This window comes from uncultured Roseibium sp. (genome assembly GCF_947499295.1).
Taxonomy (GTDB): Bacteria; Pseudomonadota; Alphaproteobacteria; order Rhizobiales; family Stappiaceae; genus Roseibium.
On record NZ_CANMNP010000019.1, the window covers coordinates 106,253 to 127,258 of the forward strand.

At 52.4% G+C, this 21,006-nt stretch carries 11 protein-coding genes; 4 read left to right on the top strand and 7 right to left on the bottom strand.

Features of this window, described 5'->3' with window-relative positions:
- Positions 1 to 156 precede the first annotated feature (156 nt).
- Positions 157 to 1,368 (top strand): GGDEF domain-containing protein, encoded by a 1,212-nt coding sequence (locus Q0835_RS24660; protein ID WP_298965245.1) that lies wholly within the window; start codon positions 157 to 159, stop codon positions 1,366 to 1,368.
- A gap of 20 nt (positions 1,369 to 1,388) precedes the next feature.
- Here Q0835_RS24660 and Q0835_RS24665 read toward each other — a convergent pair whose 3' ends face one another.
- From Q0835_RS24665 to bmt, 3 genes are all read right to left on the bottom strand, one after another.
- The gene (locus Q0835_RS24665) at positions 1,389 to 1,814 is read right to left on the bottom strand and encodes a PaaI family thioesterase (RefSeq protein WP_298820851.1); all 426 of its coding nucleotides are present in this window, start codon (positions 1,812 to 1,814) and stop codon (positions 1,389 to 1,391) included.
- Positions 1,815 to 1,980: 166 nt separating this feature from the next.
- Positions 1,981 to 3,324 carry a ferredoxin reductase family protein gene (locus Q0835_RS24670; protein ID WP_298965248.1) on the bottom strand — a complete coding sequence of 448 codons (1,344 nt, stop codon included), beginning with the start codon at positions 3,322 to 3,324 and terminating at the stop codon, positions 1,981 to 1,983.
- A gap of 162 nt (positions 3,325 to 3,486) precedes the next feature.
- Positions 3,487 to 4,515, bottom strand: coding sequence for a betaine--homocysteine S-methyltransferase (gene bmt / locus Q0835_RS24675; RefSeq protein WP_298820855.1), 1,029 nt, complete (start codon positions 4,513 to 4,515; stop codon positions 3,487 to 3,489).
- A gap of 241 nt (positions 4,516 to 4,756) precedes the next feature.
- Between bmt and Q0835_RS24680 the strand changes: the two genes are divergently transcribed.
- The 3 genes from Q0835_RS24680 (at position 4,757) to Q0835_RS24690 (ending at position 15,670) form a co-directional block, all read left to right on the top strand.
- Positions 4,757 to 6,295, top strand: a complete 1,539-nt coding sequence (locus Q0835_RS24680; protein ID WP_298965251.1) for a trimethylamine methyltransferase family protein — start codon at positions 4,757 to 4,759, stop codon at positions 6,293 to 6,295.
- A gap of 366 nt (positions 6,296 to 6,661) precedes the next feature.
- Positions 6,662 to 14,287, top strand: coding sequence for a type I polyketide synthase (locus Q0835_RS24685; protein ID WP_298965254.1), 7,626 nt, complete (start codon positions 6,662 to 6,664; stop codon positions 14,285 to 14,287).
- 24 nt (positions 14,288 to 14,311) lie between these two features.
- Entirely contained in the window at positions 14,312 to 15,670 is a 1,359-nt protein-coding gene (locus Q0835_RS24690) for an aminotransferase class I/II-fold pyridoxal phosphate-dependent enzyme (RefSeq protein WP_298965257.1), read from the top strand.
- Positions 15,671 to 15,721: 51 nt separating this feature from the next.
- Here the strand turns inward: Q0835_RS24690 and Q0835_RS24695 are convergent, their stop codons facing one another.
- Genes Q0835_RS24695 through Q0835_RS24710 form a run of 4 tightly spaced genes read right to left on the bottom strand, consistent with a single transcriptional unit; the run spans position 15,722 to position 20,958 of the window.
- Positions 15,722 to 16,531, bottom strand: coding sequence for an SDR family NAD(P)-dependent oxidoreductase (locus tag Q0835_RS24695; protein WP_298965260.1), 810 nt, complete (start codon positions 16,529 to 16,531; stop codon positions 15,722 to 15,724).
- A gap of 29 nt (positions 16,532 to 16,560) precedes the next feature.
- Complete coding sequence (locus Q0835_RS24700; RefSeq protein ID WP_298965263.1) at positions 16,561 to 18,306, bottom strand: hypothetical protein; 1,746 nt, start codon at positions 18,304 to 18,306, stop codon at positions 16,561 to 16,563.
- A complete protein-coding gene (locus Q0835_RS24705) occupies positions 18,303 to 19,625 on the bottom strand; it encodes a capsular biosynthesis protein (protein ID WP_298965266.1) in 1,323 nt (440 codons plus the stop codon). Before Q0835_RS24705 ends, Q0835_RS24700 begins: the two co-directional genes overlap by 4 nt.
- Positions 19,609 to 20,958 carry a capsular biosynthesis protein gene (locus tag Q0835_RS24710; protein WP_298965270.1) on the bottom strand — a complete coding sequence of 450 codons (1,350 nt, stop codon included), beginning with the start codon at positions 20,956 to 20,958 and terminating at the stop codon, positions 19,609 to 19,611. The genes Q0835_RS24705 and Q0835_RS24710 overlap by 17 nt, the downstream gene beginning before the upstream one ends.
- Positions 20,959 to 21,006 lie beyond the last annotated feature (48 nt).

Genomic DNA, 21,006 nt, shown 5'->3' on the forward strand with positions numbered 1-21,006 from the left:
TTCAATACCTTAGAAAAACGGTATTATAATACCACAAAATTCATGTTTCAAATCGTAGGCCCCTTCTTCGCGATCATTCGACAAAGGCTGAGCGGTTTTACTCGCGCTTAAGCGTTGCCCCCTAAGGTATTTCCGCAAATGACCGGAGGCGATATCATGGGTTTGGCCGGCCTGATCAGGGAAAACCGTAAGCCGATCCTATTCGCGTTGTCGGGCACGATTGCCGTTGTGGTGCTTGTGGCAGCAGCACTTGACGAACTTATTGACTGGCAAGTCCAGGTTGCCATTCGCAAGAACGCTGAAGTGCGTGCACTCAACTGGGCCGAAAACTTCTTCGCAACGACGCCGAGTTCGCGCCGGATGGTCGAAAAGGGAGTTGCCACACCTTCCGAACTCGACCGACTGGAAAGTTCGTTTGCCTTGGTCGACGTTATCCGTTTTGAGATGTTCAATCGGGAGGGTGTGCGAACACTTCTTTCCGACAAGGGTGTCCTGGAACCCTCGACTGCCGTAAATGCCACCGCAGTCCGTGTGTATGAAAGCGGTCTTCCGCTCGTTTTTGTTCACGAAAAAGAAGACCATGAAACAGAAACCTCGCAGCTTGAAACTTATGTTGAGGTCTACCTACCCGCTGTCCTTCCTTCAGGTGAGGCCATAGGCGCGATTGAGGTCTATGTAGACGTGACGAAATTCGAAGATGAGTTGGAAGAGGTTTTTCAACAAATCAGCGGATATCTCATTCTGGGGACATTGCTCATCGGCTTGTTCCCAGCAGCTGCCTATATCCGAACAACACGCCAAATCATGCGAAAGGACAAGCAGCTGCTTGAACTGACTCGTTACGACAAGCTAACGGGCATCTATAACAGAGACACTGTTTCGACATATCTGGCACGGTTTTTCGCATCGCCGGAGGCAGGTGGAAATCTTGGCATTCTTTTTGTGGACGTCGACTATTTCAAACAAGTGAACGATCAGTATGGTCATGCAGCGGGAGACAAACTGCTTCAACACATAGCTTCCGTCCTGAATGACTGCATCAGAACGGAAACCGATTTGATAGGTCGCTATGGGGGCGATGAATTTGTAATTCTGATGCCAGATGTTTCCAGGGGCCTGTTTCGAGAACGGTGTTCGCTTATTCTGGAGGCATCGCAAGCGCCCTACAGGCACAAAGACATTGAATTCGTTCCGAGCCTGAGCGTTGGAGCATATCTTACGAACACCCGGGACACGGAAAAGTCGGCACTGCACAAGGCCGACCTCGCTGTTTATGCTGCCAAACGCTCGGGCCGAGGTCAGGTGGTCGAATACACGCCCAAATTGGAGGGACTGTTTGACCAGGAAAGTTCAAGGCAATCCGCGTGACATCCAAATACTCAGATGAATCATCTCGGTGGTATTGAATAGGTCGCCGTTGCATGTGCAACCGGCGCTTCTTCACCCTCACCTGCGATCGTGCACTCCACAACAGCCAACCTCTTGCCGAGCTTCAAGAGACGGCAAGTGCCCAGAAGATCTCCCCGGTTCGGTTTGCGGAGAAAATTGATATTTAGATTGGTTGTCACCGCGAGAGCCTCAGGGCCAATATGTGCAAGTATGACCACGTAAGCTGCTAAGTCGGCCAGCGACATCATTGATGGACCGGATACCGTTCCCCCTGGCCTCAAGTGCATTTCGTTTGCACTCAATCGCACAACTGCCACACCAGATGAAACACCGTCGATCGAGTACACCCGGCCACCTGCATGTATCTGCGGGAACTCCTTGTCCAGCAAAGCCATTACGTCCACAGCTGTCATGACCGGCTTCATCTGCACCTCATATCTCATTCAAAATTGTGGAAAAATTCTCCATCATTTACGTAAACGTCAATAAGCGCGAAATGCAAGCGGCGATTTGGCGACAAGAGCTGTGAAAGACTATCAAACGCTTCGTGGGTGGCGACAATGTCCCAGTGAGACGAGCCGAAGGAATTGACTATTCTGCCGGACTTGCCTGTTTGGGTCTGCGCCTTTCATACGCCTGAGCTCCATAGTTCCAAAGCCAGATCGCCAATCGTTTCAAGCCAACACCTGTTCGCATCTCAAATTCTTCAAAATGAAATCGACCGACAGGTAGCCCTTCCAAAACCAATTTTCTCTTCAAGCCCTTGCGCATCTCAACAGGCCCACAAAAGAAAACATGTGCTTGCGAGAGCCGTCCACTGAGATCGTCGACGATACGTTCTGCTGAAAGACGAACGCCTTCGTTTGAGTTGATAATGATGAGTTCGAGATTGTCAGCCTTCATTGCAATCTCTTCCAACTCGCGCGCATAGGGAATATCGCCACGCTCTCGCACGCAGTAATAGAGTTTCACGTGGCCGCTCTCTCGAGTTTTCACGCTTTCCGTGAATGCAAGAAATGGTGTGATCCCAACCCCAGCCCCAATCCAAACCTGGGGACCACTTCCCTTTGGCATGGTAAAGTGACCGTAGGGGCCCGTAATTCTGGCGGACATCCCAACCTTTAGCTCTCTACGAAGGCGCCGTGAGTAGTCCCCAAGTTCCTTGATTGAAAACCGCAATGCTCGATCTTGGGTCTGCGCCGCACTCAATGTGAAAGGATGTTCTTCGGAAAGACCAACTGCGTTAACTGAAAGAAATGCAAACTGCCCGGGTTCATGTCTCAGGCCCTGCCCCTGAGGGTGAAGGATTACTTCCGTCAAATCGCCGAGATGCCTGACGGATGCAACTTGATAAGCATGCCCTAGCCTTGCTACAGGGCGGAGAACCGCCATCCAGAGGTAACTCAATATGCCGATGAGGCAAAAGCTGGAAACATAGAGACCAAGCGGCTCCAGATTTGAAAATGGTTTTTCGATAAAGAAAAAATGAAACGCCCCGAAAAAGAAGAAAATTCCAATCAGCCTGTGGCTCCATTTCCAAAGATGGTATGGAATGAAGGTGATCACGGAAGCAATGGTCAATATGAGTAAGCCGTAGAGACCGACCTCCCCGATGTCTTCCGCGATTCCTGACAAAGGCCCTCCTCGCAGTCCATCGATTTCTGCGTCAATGATGTCGTGCAGGCCGAGACACACCATCGCGGTGATACCTAACCACTTGTGCAACACGTAAACTCGATCAAGTGGCCCGAAAACGAATTCCAGCCCCGGCATACGGGTGGCGATGAACTGGTTAATTCCCATCAGAATGAGTGCGGTGGATCCGAGGTATTGACTGAAAATCGCAATCGGATCGCTGGATAAAAGCAATGGCCAGTACCAAAGAAGCGGTAAAGTCGATGCGATGAAAACGAGGATGAAACCAATCAAGCGCACTTTTAGATTTCCATTTGTGGCTACAACGTCGATGCGGTCGTCCGAGCTTTGGATTCGTTAGGGTTTCACTTTGAAGATCGCAATAGGAGTGAAGGGCTGGCAGACAAAAAAGGCGCTCATTGAGCGCCTTTTAGAACCAAAGTTTATGATGTAGATCGAGTCTCAACCGCGGCGCCGTCCTCTGCGGCGGCCGGCTCCTGCAGCCTCACCTTCTGCACGCGCCGCATCTGCTTTCTTATTCGGCGGAGAAACCAGCGGACCAATCTCGGAAATCATTGTTTCAAGCGTTGGACGTGGCCCAACCTTATGACTGTCCAATGCACTTCTCATGGCTGCAAGATGACTTGGCGACGTTCCGCAACAGCCCCCAATTATGCGCGCTCCGACATCCATCGCCATGTGAGCATACTTCGCCATCAATTCGGGTGTTCCAGTATAGACGACTTCGTCGCCTTGAATTTGCGGTATGCCGCAATTGGCTTTGGCGACAACAATCGCATCAGGATAGGCCTCAGTAATTTCCATGATGGCCGCCAGTAGGTCCGACGCTCCGACACCGCAGTTGGAACCGATCGCGACCGGTGTACACGCAAACTGGGTTTGCAACTCACCAAGGCTTGCGGGAGCAAGGCCCATCATGGTCTTGCCAGCAGTGTCAAAACTTGCGGTTATCACAAGTGGCAGATCAAACTCGCTCGCTGCTTCAGCAGCCGCCTTCATCTCCTCGACAGCTGACATTGTTTCTACCCAGAGAACATCTGCGCCGCCGTCCTTCAGACCTTCGATCTGTTCCCTGAATGCCTCGACACCTTCTTGGTAGCTCAAGGCGCCAAGAGGTTGAAACAGCTCGCCTGTGGGGCCAATGGAACCGGCGATGAGGATTTCACGATCGGTCTCCTCGGCGACCTCGCGTGCCAGCTGTACACCAATACTGTTGAGTTCGTTCACGCGATCCTGAGCCGCATGTAGCTTGAGACGGTGACGGTTGCATCCAAACGTGTTCGTCAGGATGATATCAGCACCAGCGTCAACGAAGGACCTGTGCAAGGCCTTGATCTTTTCTGGCTCGTCCGTATTCCAAAGCTCTGGCGCATCACCTGAGACAAGCCCCATGTCAAACAGATTGGTACCGATGGCTCCATCGGCAAGAAGCGCTCCGCGTCGGGACAAAAGGCTTTCCAGCTTGGACATTCAGCTGTCTTTCTTTTCAAATTTTTCGGGAAGGTCCGCAAGCTCTCTGTCGGCAAAGCAGGCCTTGCATTGCGATCGCTGTTTTCCCTTTTGAACCAAGAATGTCAATGGACAAACTGGTGAAAGCACAGCAACAAAGCTACATGACGCATTTACGGCATTGTGCGACGCATCTGATGCCCGGTTATAAATGCGCCTGATTGAGACTACGCCAACTAAAATTTGTACTGGGAGACACGAAATGTCTGACGCCGCCCCATCTGGCCGACGCGGTAGGAATGCTCGTAGAGAAAGGCGCCAAGCCGGCCCCGGCGCAATAGCTGTCCCATTTATCTCACGAAACATTCCCAACTATGAAGTCCTGACCGATGAAGGGGCCGCCCGGATTGAAGCGAACACAGACACGATTCTTGCAGAGATCGGACTGGAGTTCCGAGAGGATCCCGAAGTTCTCGAAATCTGGAAATCCGCCGGCGCTGAGGTCGACGGCGAACGCGTTCGTTTTCCGAAAGGTATGTTGCGTGAAATCCTCAAATCGGCACCTTCGCAATTCACCCAGCACGCGCGCAATCCTGCCCGAAATGTTGAAATCGGCGGCAATAACCTCGTTTTTGCGCCGGTTTATGGCCCCCCATTTGTGACTGATCTCGACCAGGGCCGCCGCTACGGCACCATTGAAGATTTCAGGAATTTCGTGAAGCTTGCCTATATGTCGCCTTGGCTGCATCACTCCGGCGGCACCGTTTGTGAGCCTGTGGACCTACCGGTCAACAAACGCCACTTCGATATGGTGTATGCTCACATCAAGTATTCCGACAAACCCTTTATGGGCTCTGTAACGGCTCCTGAACGTGCGGAAGACTCGGTGAAGATGGCGCAAATCGTGTTCGGCGAAGACTTCGTCGACCAAAAATGTGTCATGATCCAGCTTATCAACGCGAACTCGCCGCTTGTCTACGATGCCACAATGCTTGGAGCGCTTAAAGTCTACGCCCGGCACAATCAGGCATGCATCGTTTCACCGTTCATTCTGGCGGGCGCCATGAGCCCGGTCACCGTTGCCGGTACACTCGCTCAAGTTTTGGCCGAAGCAATGGCCGGATGCGCTCTGACACAACTTGTGCGGCCTGGTGCCCCCGTTGTCTTCGGAGCCTTTGTCAGCTCCATATCCATGCAGTCCGGAGCCCCAACATTCGGCAGCCCGGAAGGGTCATTGCTGCTCAACGGAGCCGCGAAACTGGCCAGAAGGCTCAATCTTCCCTTCCGTTCGGGAGGATCATTTACCGCGTCGAAGAGCCCTGACGCACAGTCCGCGCAAGAATCTGCGCAAACAATCCTCGCAACCGTTCAGTCAGGTGTGAACTTCGCTCTCCATTCCGCGGGTTGGCTGGAAGGCGGTCTTTGCTCTTCTTACGAGAAATTTGTCATGGATGCCGATCAGCTCGGCATGATGCACGTGCTCGCAAAGGGCATCGATATCTCCGATGAGAGCCTGGCAATGGATGCCCTGGAAGAAGTTGGGCCCGGAGGCCATTTCCTAGGCGCCTCGCACACGCAGCGCAATTTCGAGAGCGCATTCTATCGCTCAGCGATCGCCGACAACAACTCATATGAGCAATGGCTCGCAGACGGCGAACTGGATGCTGCAATGCGTGCGAATTCGCGATGGAAGGAACAGTTAAGGGCCTATTCGGGACCTGATCTTGACCCTGGAATCGACGATGCCTTGTTGGATTTCATGGCCAAACGCAAGGCATCTTTTCCCGACAGCAACGTTTGAACGACCTTTCGCCATCGACATTGGGCGCCCTGCAGATAGCAGGGCGTCTTTTTTTGAGCAATTTCATAGTGCTTGCTGCGAAAAACTGATGCACGTTAGCAATAACTGAAGGAAGACCAGCGGATTTTTTGCATAAAGTCTTCCAGAAGTTTCCAGCTTGAGTTAAAGGTTCCCAATCATTGCGGGTTTCTGACGCTGGAAACGCTCAGAAGCATGCGATAAGCTTGCGCACAAGTATTCGGGGATCGGTTGTGCCAAGCAGGTTTAAAGCTTGAGGGAGCTGTTTGAGATGCGAATTCGCTGACCATTATTTTATTAAATACCTCAATGACTTGACCGATCCCGATAAATAAAACAGGTTGTTCTGTGGCGTCTCTTACCTCAAACATAAACATTCTCGGTTATTCTACGCGTCTCCCAGGTGCCAATGATTCTGGCGAATTCTGGTCTCTTCTGAAGAATGGCGAATGCGCCGTGAGTTCCGTGTCGCCGGAACGCTGGCCGCTGACTCGTTTTTCACATCCTTCGCAATCTACTTCCGGAAAGACGTATACCTTTGCAGCCGGGCAACTCGATGATGTCTGGGGATTTGACCCATCATTTTTTGGCATTTCCCCGCGTGAAGCAGTCCAAATGGACCCGCAGCAAAGATTGCTCCTTCAGCTGGTCTGGGAAGCGCTTGAACATGCGAATATGCGTCCGAGCGATCTGGCAGGTTCAAATACCGGAGTTTATGTAGGCGCATCCTCTTTGGACTACCACCATCGTTTTCTGGTGGATCCTGCCATGGCCGACATGCAATTCATGACCGGCAACACGCTGTCCATTGTCTCAAACCGAATTTCCTATATCTACGATCTCCGGGGCCCAAGCTTTACCGTCGACACCGCTTGTTCTTCCTCCATCGTCGCCTTGCATGAGGCTGTTTCAGCCATTGAAAGCGGGCAGATCGACACCGCAATCGTTTGCGGCGTCAGCCTGCTTCTCAGTCCCTTTGCATTTGTCGGTTTCTCTAGGGCAACAATGCTCTCGCCAACCGGCCTCTGTCAGGCCTTTGACGCCAACGGAGATGGATATGTGCGTTCGGAAGGCGGCGCGGTACTTGTTCTGCGTGCTGACCGCGCAGGAATACCGGAAGGTGCAAAGAGCCACGGAAAACTGTTGGCGACAGGGATCAACGCCGACGGAAGAACAGTGGGTCTTTCTCTGCCCTCGCCTTACGCCCAAGCAGATCTGCTTCGGGAGATTTATGAAGGATTGGAAATAGACCCGTCAGAACTTGCCTTTGTCGAAGCACACGGGACTGGGACGCGTGTTGGCGATCCAGCCGAAGCAGATGCACTTGGCAAGGTTATTGGCCAAAAACGAAGTGATGTGCTTCCGATCGGCTCGGTGAAGACAAATGTTGGCCACCTTGAACCGGTATCTGGCCTGATTGGATTTTTAAAATCCGTCATGGCGCTTCGGGAAGATCTCTTTCCAAAGTCCTTGCATTTCAACACTCCCAATCCCGATATCCCGTTTGATGAACTGAATCTGAAGGTTGCGGGAGAGGCGATTTCGCTTGAGCGCAATGGGAAACGCCGACTGGCCGGGATCAATTCCTTCGGATTTGGCGGCACCAACGCGCATGCCGTCATTGGCGATGCGGACCCGCTTCCTGGCAAAGGCAAAAAGAAATCAAAGCAAACACCTGCGGCTGAAGCTCCGCTTGTAGTTAGCGCACGATCCAAGGAAGCGCTCCAGCAACTTGCCGGCAGGTACCTGGACTATCTGGCAAACGAACCGAATGAGAGTGTTGAAGACCTCATTTCCACCAGCGTCCACGCCCGCGATCTTCTTTCAGAACGGTTGGTCGTTCTAGGAAAAACAAAATCGGAGAAGGTTGACGCCCTTCGTGCATTTGCTGAAGACGGAAACGAGAACGATAACCTGATTGCCGGAAGCATCATCAAACCAGATGCCAAGGTTGGATTTGTGTTTTCTGGCAATGGGTCCCAATGGGCTGGGATGGGCCAAGAGGCCTATCAGGCAGATGTTTCCTTCCGGAATTCCTTCGACAAAGTCGACAAGATCTTCATGGGACTTAGTGGCTGGTCCCTTGTCACCACACTCTTTGCGGAAGATTTGGAAAGCGATCTGGAAAGATCCGAGGTTGCGCAACCTCTTTTGTTTGCAATTCAAGTCGCCATCGTCGAAGCCTTGCGGGACAGAGGCATCGAAGCTTCAGGCACGACTGGACATTCCGTTGGCGAGGTTGCAGCCGCCTGGTGTGCTGGTGCTCTTGACCTTAAGCAAGCGGTCAAGGTCATAAGAGCCCGATCCAGCGAACAGGAAGTTGTCCGGGACCTTGGTTCCATGGGGGCACTGCTGCTTCCGGCGGAAAAAGCTGTCGAAGCGATTAAAGAGAGCGGCCTGCCCCGTCTGGAGCTTGCTGCAGACAACAGTCCTCGCAGTGTCACCATTTCAGGTGATAGTGAGAGCCTCGACGCGTTTGCCAAGTTCGCGCGGAAAAAGAAATGGGCCATGCGGAAGCTCAATCTGGCATATCCCTTCCACAGCGCACTTGTTGACCCGATTGAAAAACCACTGCTGGCAGCACTGAAGGGCCTGAAACCCTCGCCCGCTGCTCTACCCTTCTATTCGACAGTCACGCCGGAATTGCCCGATACCAAGGTTTCCGCCGAGTACTGGTGGAAAAATGTTCGTCAACCCGTGAAGTTTGCAACTGCAATCGAAAACATGGCGGCTGACGATTTTTCCGTTTTGGTTGAAATTGGACCCAAGGCCGTGTTGGGGACGTATGTGAATGACGTCCTGCGTGCGAAAGGCAAGAAAGCCAAGTTCCTGGAAACGTTGAAAGAGCCGTCCAAGAACTCTGAAGCACGCGAGACCAATCCAATTGACCGCATCGCCGCTTCAATCCTTGCAAATGGTGGCGTCACCGTACTGGAAAAATATGTCGGGCCGAAACCTGCGCTTATGCGCCCGCTGCCCTCCTATCCTTGGCAAAACTCGGACTATCGGCCCGAAAATAGTCCCGAGCATATTGATTTCATGTTTGGCCAGAACTGGCCCCTGCTCGGACACAGGCTCCGCAAAGATACCGCGGAATGGTTCAACCATATCGACAGCGGCTCCCTTCCTTTTCTTCAGGATCACAAGGTCGAGGACAGTGTCGTCTTTCCCGCTGCCGGTTATATAGAAATGAGCCTTCGCGCCGCCTTGCGCTGGACAAAGGGCGAAATAATTGAACTGCGAGATTTCGACATTGTTCGCCCGCTGGTAATTGAAGGTGACGAAGTTTGGGAGACACAAGTCAGGATATCGTCTGACGACAGTGTTGTTGAAATTCTGTCGAGGCCAAGACTTTCCGACAATGACTGGTCCCTGAATGCCCGGGGAACCTTTATCACCCCGTCTACGTCTTCCCGAACCCCTTGGCTAAAGACAGGCGAGCAATCGATTTCGCAGTTGGGCCATGACGAACTTTACAAGATAACGGAAACCTTCGGCCTGAATTACGGGCCTGCATTCCGCCGCGCCGACAAAGTCATAAAGCATAGCGACAAAACTGCGACTGTCTCTCTGCTTGGTCAGGATGCCACTGTCGAGCCGCTTTCATTCGCTCTTTGTCCGACACTTGTCGATGCCGGTTTCCACGGCCTCTTCGCGTTGTTGGACGGCGTTGAAGACATCCCTCAAAACACCTCTTTCCTGCCGATCAGGTTGGGTACGCTTCGCCTGTTGGCGCCGGACAGCAAGCCGACCTCTGTTCGAATTGAGGTTACCAAAGCCTCACCTCGATCCATCGAGGCAAGTTTCGAGTTTCTCGACGCCGACGGCCTGACTGTCGCTCGCCTGATTAAATCTCGATTCAAAGCCGTCACATTGGGTCAGGACTTTCAACCAGACGATCTGGTCTACCGGCAAATTGCATCAATACTTCCGGAGAGTGATCGAACTTCACCGCTTGAACAGACGTTCAAGGGTATCTCGGCGCTGGCGGCGGACCTTGGACTTGCAGGTTCGGATGATGAAGAACTCGATGATAGTCGTGTGCTCATTGAAGCGTTCGGCAGAACGATTGCTCATCAAACTCTTTTCAATAAGTTCGGCAGTCGAATTGTCCGCGTTCCGGACTTGATGGCTTCCGGCGAGTTGCATGAAACCTCGGGTCCCCTTGCTTGCACATTGTTTCTATGGCTCTGTGAAAGCGAGCTTTGCAACGAAACCGAAAGCGGTTTTAACCTAAAGAATCCCGAAGAATACCCATCACCTGCGGAACTGCTGCAGGCCCTGACAGACGGTGGCGGCGAACACATAGCTGAGGCCGCGCTACTTGCACGCCTTTGGACAGGACTGGAAACGATCCTTTCCGATGGTCTGGAAGACACTGCCAGCAAACTCTATTCCTCCAGTCTTTTTGAAGCTTACAAAGCTTCTTCTCCTGGAAAACGCGCTTTGACAGCCGCGCTTCAAGTGAGCGCGCTGAAGTTCGTGGAGACTTGGCCAAAAGACCAAGTGCTTCGTATTCTGCTTGTTGGTGCGACTGGTGCTCTAGCCGCGAATCTCGATACGGTTCTTGATCCGACTCATATGGCCCTGACTGTGACCGATGCGACCACAGCACAAGTCGGGCGCGGCGAACGTCTCTGGCAAGGCTCACCCACGACTGAATTTGTCGAACCCTCGGAAGCGGATTTCAAGTTTGACAACCATTTCGACCTCATACTTTTCGACACGTCTCTTGCTGACATTGACTCTGAAACGCTAAAGCTTTTTGCGCGTTCAGCATTGACCAACGGCGTAGTCCTAGCCGCCGAAGCTTTGCCACAGCCCCTGACTGATTTGATCATGGGTGTTGGAAGCTCCTGGTGGGACGATACTGCAACGGCGGAATTCCCGGTTACCAAGCAACTGAACGACTGGGCCAAACCGCTGGAAGCAGCGGGTTTCCGGATGGTTGAAAGTGTACCGTTAAAAAGCACACAGATCGAAGCTGATTTGATTGCTGCCCGAGCGCCTTCAACTGGTTCAGATGAAGTGACGGAAAATGACGCGGCTGCTTCGGACACTCAAGATTTTCAGAAATCCTACCTGCTGCTGACCGATGCGGATGGCACGTCACATCGGCTTGCCGAAGGCCTGAAGTCTTGCCTGGAGCGCAATGGCCACAAGGCAACTCTATTGGTTCCAGGCGAAATCACGGAAGAACTCGGAGAGGACATTTGGAGTGCGTCACTCGACGCAGACAAGTTGAGTGCATCGGCTGATGCCGCGCTGAACAAGCTGCTCTTTGATCATCAAGGTCGCGTCGTTCATTTGCTGGGTGCATACGCCGACGACACCGATGCGCTGAAGTCTGTTGACACAAGAGCTTATAGCCTCATGGCGCTGCTCAAGGCGCTTGGGCCGAATAGCGGCGAGTTTACGCTGGTTTCGCCGGCTGGTGCGCAGGATATTGCAGGCGGTAAGGCCGCAGTGCCAAGTCAGGCAGGGATCTGGGCATTTGGCCGAGTGGTTATGAACGAGTACCCGGATGCCAATCTGAAGCTGATCGATGTCTCACCTGATTTGGAACCGGGGATCGCTGCGGCACGCGTTGCCGACGAAATTCTGATCGAGAACTGCGAAAGAGAAATCGTCCTAAACAGCGAAACTCGGTCGGGTATTCGCATCCTCAGAGGTGGCGTTCTTCCAGAAACAACTCTTCCTGATGGTGCCCGACCGTCAATGAGACTTGATATCCAGAGGCAAGGATCGCTGGATCAACTCAACTGGCAAGCCGTCGAACGCAAGCCCTTGCAAGGCAACGACGTCGAAATTGCAGTTGACGCCAGCGGTTTGAATTTCCGTGACGTGATGTGGGCGCTCGGATTGCTGCCTGAAGAAGCGCTTGAAGATGGATTTGCGGGACCAACACTCGGAATGGAGTGCTGTGGGCATGTTGTCGGTTGCGGGCCGGACGTGACACGTTTCAAACCCGGCGACAAAGTAATCACCTTTGCACCAGCCTGTTTTGCGACACATGTTACAGTCGCGGAAGCAGGATGCGCGCCCATGCCTCGCACGGTTTCGGCTGAAGAAGCAGCTACAATCCCAGTTACCTTCCTGACTGCATATTATGCACTGGTTCATCTCGCTGAATTGTCAGAGGACGACACTGTTCTGATACATGGTGGTGCGGGTGGCGTCGGTCTGGCAGCACTTCAGATCGCAAAGTGGCGCGGTGCCAAAATCATCGCAACTGCAGGATCTGAAGACAAGCGTAACACCCTGGCTCTTCTCGGTGCAGATGTTGTGCTTGACTCGCGCAGCCTGGCATTCGTTGATGCAGTGATGGAGGAAACGCGAGGCGAAGGCGTTGATGTCGTTCTGAATTCTCTCTTCGGTGAAGCGATGGAACGCAGCATCGAAGTCCTGAAACCGTTTGGACGTTTTCTGGAACTTGGAAAACGAGACTATTACAGTAACACGCGCATCGGCCTTCGGCCGTTCAGGCAGAACCTAACCTACTTTGGCATTGACGCCGACCAGCTTCTGACACGGCAACCTCAATTGGCAGTCGACCTTTTTGTGAAATTGGTCGAGTTGTTCGAAGATGGGATTCTCAAGCCGCTCCCTCACCGCGTATTCGAAGCATCAGACGCAGTCGACGCATTCCGTCTCATGCAACAGGCCGGGCATATCGGAAAAATCGTGATCCGTCCTCCGCAGGTTCCAGAGGCTGTCCCCTCCCAATCTGTCGTTGAGTTTGATAGCGACGCTGTTTACCTAATTGCTGGGGGTTTCGGTGGCTTCGGTGCGGCCCTTTTGCACCGACTTGCAGATCATGGCGCCAAAAATCTCGTCGTTCTTAGCCGCCGCGGCGCGACCAGTGATGATGCCAAGGCAGTTATTGGTGAACTTGAGGATCGCAACGTTTCCATTCATGGAATTGCTTGCGACATCACCGATGAGGATACTGTCAGGGCTGCTCTCCGAGAAGTCCGTACTGGCGGAAAACCAATCAAAGGCGTCTTCCACACCGCGATGGTACTTAACGACGTCTTGCTCGCAAACATGGATCATGACGGTCTTACACGCGTCCTCGCACCCAAAATTCGCGGCGCCGAGCTTCTTGACCGGTTTACAGCAGACGATCCTCTTGACCATTTTGTCCTGTATTCTTCTGCAACAACGCTTGTCGGAAATCCAGGACAGGCGAATTATGTCGCTGCAAACGGTTATTTGGAAGGTTTGGCACGTCGCAGACGTGCGGAAGGCAAGCCCGGGCTGGCGGTAGCCTGGGGCGCAATATCCGACGCAGGGTATCTGGCTCGAAATGAAGACGTCAACGAGATGCTGTCTCGCAAACTCGGCCGTCATGCACTGACTGCCAAGGAGGCACTTGACGGCCTTATGTCTTTGCTTGCCCAGTCAGCGACCGATGACGTCGCACAGGCTTCTCTCGGTTTTGCGCGGATTGATTGGCAAGCTGCGCGCAAAGACCTAACGCTGGTCGGAACACCGCTGGTCAGCCTACTTGGACTTGGCGACGAAGACGACGCCGGTGCTGATGGGGTGATCAATCTGGCAGAAATGCTTGAAGGCATGGATCAAGTCACGGCCGCGCAGACCGTCGCCAAGTTGCTTTCGGCTGAAATCGGGAAAATCTTGAGGATTGCACCTGAAGAGATTGATCCCCATAAGCCCCTGTCTGATATCGGAATGGATTCATTGATGGCGCTGGAGCTGCGCATGAGCGCTGAACGGCAGTTGGGTATCGATATTCCGCTTATGTCTCTTGCCAATGGTGCTACGCTCATAGATCTGTCCGGTCGGGTTGCCAACCGGGTACTCGGCGAGGAAAATACAACTGGCATCTCAGACGAGACCCAACAGCTTGCAAGCCTGCACATGGACGACGAACGACCGGAAACAGAAGATCTTTCAGACGTTGCAGCAGAAGTTGAAAACAAAAGCCGGGAACTTGGTTCTTTCCTTTAACCGGCAATATTAAGGAATACCGGAATGGGCGCAGACGATCGTGCCAAGCTAATGGACAGCTTGAAAGCAAACCGACGCTCCGCAAGGGGACGCGCCTCAGACGCCCCAGCCCACAAGAAGCCGGTGGCACCAAAGCGCAAGGTCTACGACTTTAAGGAAATGCCGCAGATCAAGCAGCTGCAGATGCACAAGGCAGCTGCTGACATGATGGGCATTGAAAACCCCTTTTTCAGACCACACGACGGATTGGCGTCCGGCACCAGCTTAATTGAAGGCAACAACTATGATAACTTTGCCTCTTACAATTACATCGGTTTGAACGGTCATCCAAAGGTGAATGCGGCTGCGACCGCGGCAGTTGCACACTTTGGAACGAGTGTTTCAGCCAGCCGGATCGTTGCTGGCGAGCGACCATTCCACGCTGAACTCGAAGCTATTCTTGCACGCATTCACGGTGTTGAATCTTCGGTGGTGATGGTGTCGGGCCACGCAACCAATGTAACCACGATCGGTCACCTGATGCACAAGGGCGACCTGATCTTGACAGACTCCTTCGTGCACAACTCGATTGCCGAAGGCGCCAGGCTCTCCGGCGCCACGCGTATGAATTTCCCGCATGACAACCTTGATGCGTTGGAAAAACTTTTGGCTGATCACAGGCACAAATTCGACAAAGTGCTGGTGATCGTCGAAGGCCTTTATTCAATGGATGGAGACTTTCCGGACCTCAAACGCGTCATTGCGCTGAAACAGGCGTATGATGCCTGGCTTATGGTCGATGAGGCCCATTCTATCGGTGTTTTAGGAAAAACCGGCAGAGGCATTTCAGAGCACTTTGACATCGACCCGAATGAGGTCGAAATCTGGATGGGAACGCTCAGCAAAACTTTTTCGTCTTGCGGCGGATATATTGCTGGCTCGAAAGTCCTTTGCGACTATCTGAAAGTCTCAGCACCCGGTTTTGTTTTTTCAGTCGGAATGTCGGCTGCGCTGGCAGGAGCTGCTATCGCTTCAGCTGAATTGATGCTTCAGGAGCCTGAGCGCGTAACAAAACTTCAGAAAAACGGGTCACTTTTCTTAAAACTTGCAAAAGAAGCGGGCCTCAACACCGGGCCGAGTGCCGGCTATGCCGTGGTACCTGTGATCGTCGGCGATTCTGCGAGCGCAGCAACGCTCTCCAACCGATTGCTAGCAAGGGGAATAAACGCACTTCCGATCATCTTCCCAGCGGTTCCAGAAAAGTCAGCGCGCATTCGTTTTTTCATTACGAGCGAGCATACGTCTGAACAAATCGAGCGAGCGGTTCAAGCAACTGTCGAAGAACTTGACGCCATGCGTTCAGATGGCACCGCTGTCGACAGGCTCATCAAAGCAACCAGATAACAGATTGATCCACTTCAACCCGCAGCTCTTGATAAATTTCGGGCTCGATCGCTAAGAGCCCTTTTGGTTGAGATATCTCGGATCTTGTTCAATCTTGGCTTCAAAACCACCAAGGAACAAGTCACCGATCTTTGCCGGCAACAGGTTTTGCAAGCGGATCCCCATAGCCAAAATGAATGGAAACGCAAAAAATGCCTGCCGGCGATTTATGGCGCGCCGCATGAGTTGAGCTGCCTTTTCAGCTGATACTTCAAATGGTTTCGACCCTTTGTGACGCGCGGACATTGGTGAGGTCACAAATCCTGGACAGACAATCGTTACAGAAACACCGAATGGCTTCAGCCAACCGCGCAGCGCATGGCCGTATGCAATGACGGCTGCCTTGGTCGCGCTGTAAGAAGGCATGTCTGGTAGCGCGCGCATACCTGCAAGTGACGACATCAGCACAATCTGACCTTTTCCACGCTTCTGCAACGCGCCAACCACGCCCGTTACAGTGTTGACAACGCCCCTGTAATTCACGTCGATTTGCCGATCGCTATCCTGGTCACTTTCTCTCGTTCTGTTGGGGCCAAGACCCGCGGTCACACCTGCGTTTGCAATGACAAGATCGATTGGATGACGCTCATCCAGGTCATTCAGAAAGCCATGCAATACCTGGCGATCACGAATATCAATCGCAGCAATTTCACCGTCCGAGCCGAGTGCGCGTATTTCTTGCAATAGCGGATGCAATCGCGACTTTTCCCTTGCGATCAGAGCGAGATAGACGTTTTCCTTGGCGAATTCACGCGCAAGTGCTTGCCCTATGCCACCACTTGCGCCTGTCAAGACGATGACCCTGGCATCCTTTGTTGTCATGCTTCAAAGTCCTTTCAGGATTGAGTTGCTTAGATACCAAGCTTACGCCCAAGCCAGGATGAATGCCGCTTAACTGCAGTTACGATTAGATGTCGACGATCTAGCCGTTGTTCGGAGAGTCTTGATACCAAATATTCTGGCGTGCATGGCAGTAGCGAAACTGGGTCGATGGTTCGTGAATAGCGTACGATCGCTAAATAGACCAATTCGGGCATGGACCGGTTCCGGCCCCGTCCCTCGATTTCCGTCAGATCTTTGGTAAGGCCCCACCCTGCGTAGAATGGCGCGCCGTGAACAGTCACTTCCTTGCTTCTTAACAGGGCTTCGAAACCTGAAAGGGAAGAGAACGTCTCCAAGGCATCGACAGCTTCTATCAAATCAACAATGTTGGCAGCTTCGGCAACTTCGTCGGCATACTGAAGTGCGACATTCTTCGGTACACGCCCTTTGCGAAGCCCGGTTTCCACATCAGGATGCGGCTTGAATACGAGAAAGGCGTCCGGATTGCGCTCTCGCGTGAGCTTGAGCAAATCCAGATTGACATTTGGTGTTTTGGCACAATCGATCGTTGCGGACCGGGACTTACGGATTGCGGCGTCATCAGCGACCTGGCCTGGGATCAGAATTGTCTTTCGATCCTTCGGAAACAGGAACTTCTTGGATTTTCCAAAGTTGTATTTTGAGACGCGCGAAGCCTTGATCAAGGAGACCAGATCACGGCCTCGCGCCAATTCGGTTACGGTCAAATTGTAGTTTTTCAGCAAGTCCTCAAGACGGCTTGGTCGAGACGGATCGTAGTAGATTCCAAGATCATCAACTGCCAACATCGCGCCGCGGGCAAGTCCTGCTCCCAAACCTACCGACCGCAGAAAGCCGTCCTCAATCCTCGAAAGCGGAATGCTTTTTCTCTCACACTCTGCTTCAAACTCTTTGTCAGTTCTGCCTGCCCAAGATACGATTTCTCCCCCAGTGGCTATAGCTGCGGAAATCGCCTCTTCTTTGGTTTCGTGAAATTCTACCGGCCCGCCTTGCCCAGAGAAAGTTGCTGCAATAGAGGGGTGGTTCCAGTATTGCGCACCGAAGGCATGAACCGGTTTCGCATTTTTTTGCCAATTCGATTGGACTAACGCAAATATTTCAAAAGCTTCACGAGATGATATGGGAACTCCCGAATAGGGCGAGAACCAAGCGGTATGACGAATAAAGATCCGGTCCAAGACTTTGTCCAACGGCACTGCCTCTGTCAGACAGGCACTCGCCAAAGCGTTCCAAAAACCAACTCGGTCAACAGAACCGACGCGACCTGAAAGCAAACTTTCACATTCAATGCTTTCGCATTCGGTAGCAGCAGTTTCACCAGCAAATTCGCAAGCTAGGTGCTTGGCGCGCCAGTTGCCAACGAACTCAAATTGCATCTCCTTTTCCCGAAACCCGGCGGAACAGCCTTTCACGAGACCTAGAGCGATCTTGGAAAAAACGTCATCCTCCAGAAGCCAATGGCGCTCGAATGGCAAAATGATCAGACTTCCAGGCACTCGCTTGGCATGCAGTGGTGTGGGACCCGCAACAACAAGGAAGTGAGGTGCTTTTACGTCCTGGTCACTCGAATTGTTTCCCAACAAGGAATTCGTCGAGACTGCATAGACCGGACTTGTCAATTCCGGCCACTGCAGAAAGCCGGTGCTCATAGCCGCTAAAAGCTTGGGTTTGATGTCCTGTAAATCGGGCGTTACCACCAGCTTCTTTCGTTCTCTTGATTGAAGCCAATTGATCACAGGGGTACTCCAAGCTCTCGCGCTCTTTTGAGCCTCGGCGGAGGGTCAACGAATGCGCCTAGCGGATTTATCTTTCTGTTTGCAATACGAGTGGCGAGATTTTCTGCGGCAATTCGCGTTCCTTCACGATTGTGGATCGATCCGCGAATTTGTGTTGTTGCAGCCAAAGCCCGGATGTAACAGTCCAGGAGTTCCGGATCGGGCTTTTGCGGCGATTGCCAGAAACTTTCAAGCTCGCCCTGATGTGTCAATCCATCAATGTCGTAATGTGCCGGCACCAGCGTTTTAACAGGTAGGCCTGTCTGCAACGCTTCTACACCTGCGGTCGAATTTAATGTCACTACGCCTTGCGCTGCTGCGAAAAGATCAGACAATTTCCCACCGTCGAGGAACAGCACTCTTGCTGACAGGCCATGTTGCGCCGCAAGCGACAAGCTCGTTTCACGCCAGTTTTCAAATCCAACGTCGAGCGGGTGGGTCTTCAAAACGAGCCAGTCATCTTGAGATCCTTTTTTTGCAAAAGACCTGAAAACAACATCGATGACATCAGCAAAGCTGTCGTAGGGTGAATGCCTTCGAAGCTGGAAATCTCCTTCCAACTGCAAGGGCAGCAAGAAATAGGATTTTCCGGACCGTCTTAGGGCGTCAATATCACGCTGTACAGCCCTGTCGCGTTTTCCTTGCGAAATCAGCCTCAATGCGCCTCTTAGATATTCTATGACAGGAGGATATATCGTGTGTTGCTGGTAGTTCGGGTAGAGAGCCTTTAGGAAGACATTGGTCAGGTTATAGGCCACGTCAGGTCCAGTCTGCAGCCAGAATGAACTTGGATAAAGTGGGCTTAAATCCACGTCGCCTGCCCTCTTGGCGACCTCGCTAATCTCGTCGGCGTTTACAGGAAAATGACTTAAGGTCGAAAGGCCGTTTCGTTCCAATGTCATCCAACCCGGGCGCAGAGCTCCCAGTTCAGTCACTGCAACGAAGACGCCTGTTTTCAATGCTTCTTCGATCGCGATTCGATGATAAAGACGCTGATCACCGTGAAGTACCAGATCAGTAATCTGGTTTTTGCGCAAATACTCGGATATGAAGTCCGGCCAATGTCGCTTGTCAGACTTGAAGCTGGCGCTTCCCTCGCCATGCCAGTGAAGCCAATCACCGGCGCAAAAGTTCAGTCTGTGAACCCGGAACCCCTTTTTCCTCAAGGCCTCTCCTGCCTGTCGGTAAAAAGGCGACAACGGACCTTGTAGAAAGAGGATCGCTCTTCCGGATGGTGGAAGAGACGTCTCGCAACCAGGGTCGTCAGCCGCGCCAGACATGAGACCAGCGTTCTGTGCGGCCACGTGTTTTCAACTGCTCGGCAAATGTCGTCGCAATTCCACGTGCTCGAGCTTTTTCCAATCGTGGCGGGGTCTGACAATGAGCGTCCGGTAGATTGACTGTGCCGGCAATCATGCGCTCAGCCATCAACTCAGCTGCGGCCTCACGACCTTCCTTTGTATAAAAACATCCCTTTACCTGGATACTCGCCGCCAACAAACGCTCCAGCGCGTCTCTGAGCTCGACGTCTGGTTCGCTTCCTTCACGCCAGAATTCATCCAGTGATTTTTGACACGTCAATCCGTCGATATCGTAAAGCGCAATGCCGAGAACTTTTGTCGGGCAGCCAACACGAAGTGAGTGCAGTCCAGTTGTACTGTTAATGGTAAGCGAGCCTGCTGCATGCATAAGCAATTGATCAAGATTGCCACCGTCGACCAGCAGAACTCTTTTCTTTACCCCATACTTTTTCGAGATTGACTTCAAAATACGAGGCCAAGGTTCAATCCCGTTGTCGAGTGGATGTACCTTGAAAACAAGCCGTGCAGCAGCAGGAGCATGTTGCGAGAATGAGCGAATGACTTCTTCCGCGGCCTCAGCGATATGGTCATATTGAGAGTTGAAGCGCAGTTGATAATCACTTTGAAGCTGCAATGGAAATACGTAGTAAGGAAGCCCGGTCGCAATGATGTCGTCTATGACGTGCAAGGCACGACGGTTTCGCCCCTTGGCAAATGAAAAGCGGGGAATGTTGCCCAGGTAGTCTAGTAACGGGTGATACAACTTATCACGCACGTAACCTGGAAATGCCAAGGAGAAAATTACATTGGCCATGTTGTAAGTCACTTCGTTCACGGCTTCATTGATGAACGGGTATTTGTAACGAGCCTCGCGATCCACATCAGGCAGTGTTTCAGCAGCTTTTATAATGTGCTCAGCATTTTCCGGGAAACGAGAGTGTGCAGACATGCCGACATGTTCAAGCGTAATCCAGTCTGGCCGCAAATAGCCATTTTCAAATGTCATACAGCAAATGCCAAGCTCCGCACCGATCTCAGCGGCGGCAACGTGATAGGGAACCCTGTCGGCATAGTATACGATGTGAGTGACTTGATTTTCCTGGCAATAGGCTTTGAGCCAGTTGGGCCAGTTCTCAAGGCTACCGCGATAAGAAGTGCATCTTCGATCGTGCCAACCCAGCCAATCGCCTGCAGATAAATTCACTCGAAGGGTTTTAACGCCGCGTTTCTCCAGGCTGTCCGCAATTGTGCGAGCAAATACTCCTGGAGGTCCTTGCAAAAAGAGAACGACCTTGCAGCTGACTGAACTCATGTGTTGTGCCAACCTGCTGGCAATGACGGTTCACACAACTTTCTGAAC

Excerpts from the sequence above, each read along its gene's own strand:
- bmt (WP_298820855.1), bottom strand. The coding sequence starts at position 4,515 with ATGTCCAAGCTGGAAAGCCTTTTGTCCCGACGCGGAGCGCTTCTTGCC.
- Q0835_RS24710 (WP_298965270.1), bottom strand. The coding sequence starts at position 20,958 with ATGAGTTCAGTCAGCTGCAAGGTCGTTCTCTTTTTGCAAGGACCTCCA.
- Q0835_RS24665 (WP_298820851.1), bottom strand. The coding sequence starts at position 1,814 with ATGAAGCCGGTCATGACAGCTGTGGACGTAATGGCTTTGCTGGACAAG.
- Q0835_RS24660 (WP_298965245.1), top strand. The coding sequence starts at position 157 with ATGGGTTTGGCCGGCCTGATCAGGGAAAACCGTAAGCCGATCCTATTC.
- Q0835_RS24695 (WP_298965260.1), bottom strand. The coding sequence starts at position 16,531 with ATGACAACAAAGGATGCCAGGGTCATCGTCTTGACAGGCGCAAGTGGT.
- Q0835_RS24705 (WP_298965266.1), bottom strand. The coding sequence starts at position 19,625 with ATGTCTGGCGCGGCTGACGACCCTGGTTGCGAGACGTCTCTTCCACCA.
- Q0835_RS24690 (WP_298965257.1), top strand. The coding sequence starts at position 14,312 with ATGGGCGCAGACGATCGTGCCAAGCTAATGGACAGCTTGAAAGCAAAC.
- Q0835_RS24680 (WP_298965251.1), top strand. The coding sequence starts at position 4,757 with ATGTCTGACGCCGCCCCATCTGGCCGACGCGGTAGGAATGCTCGTAGA.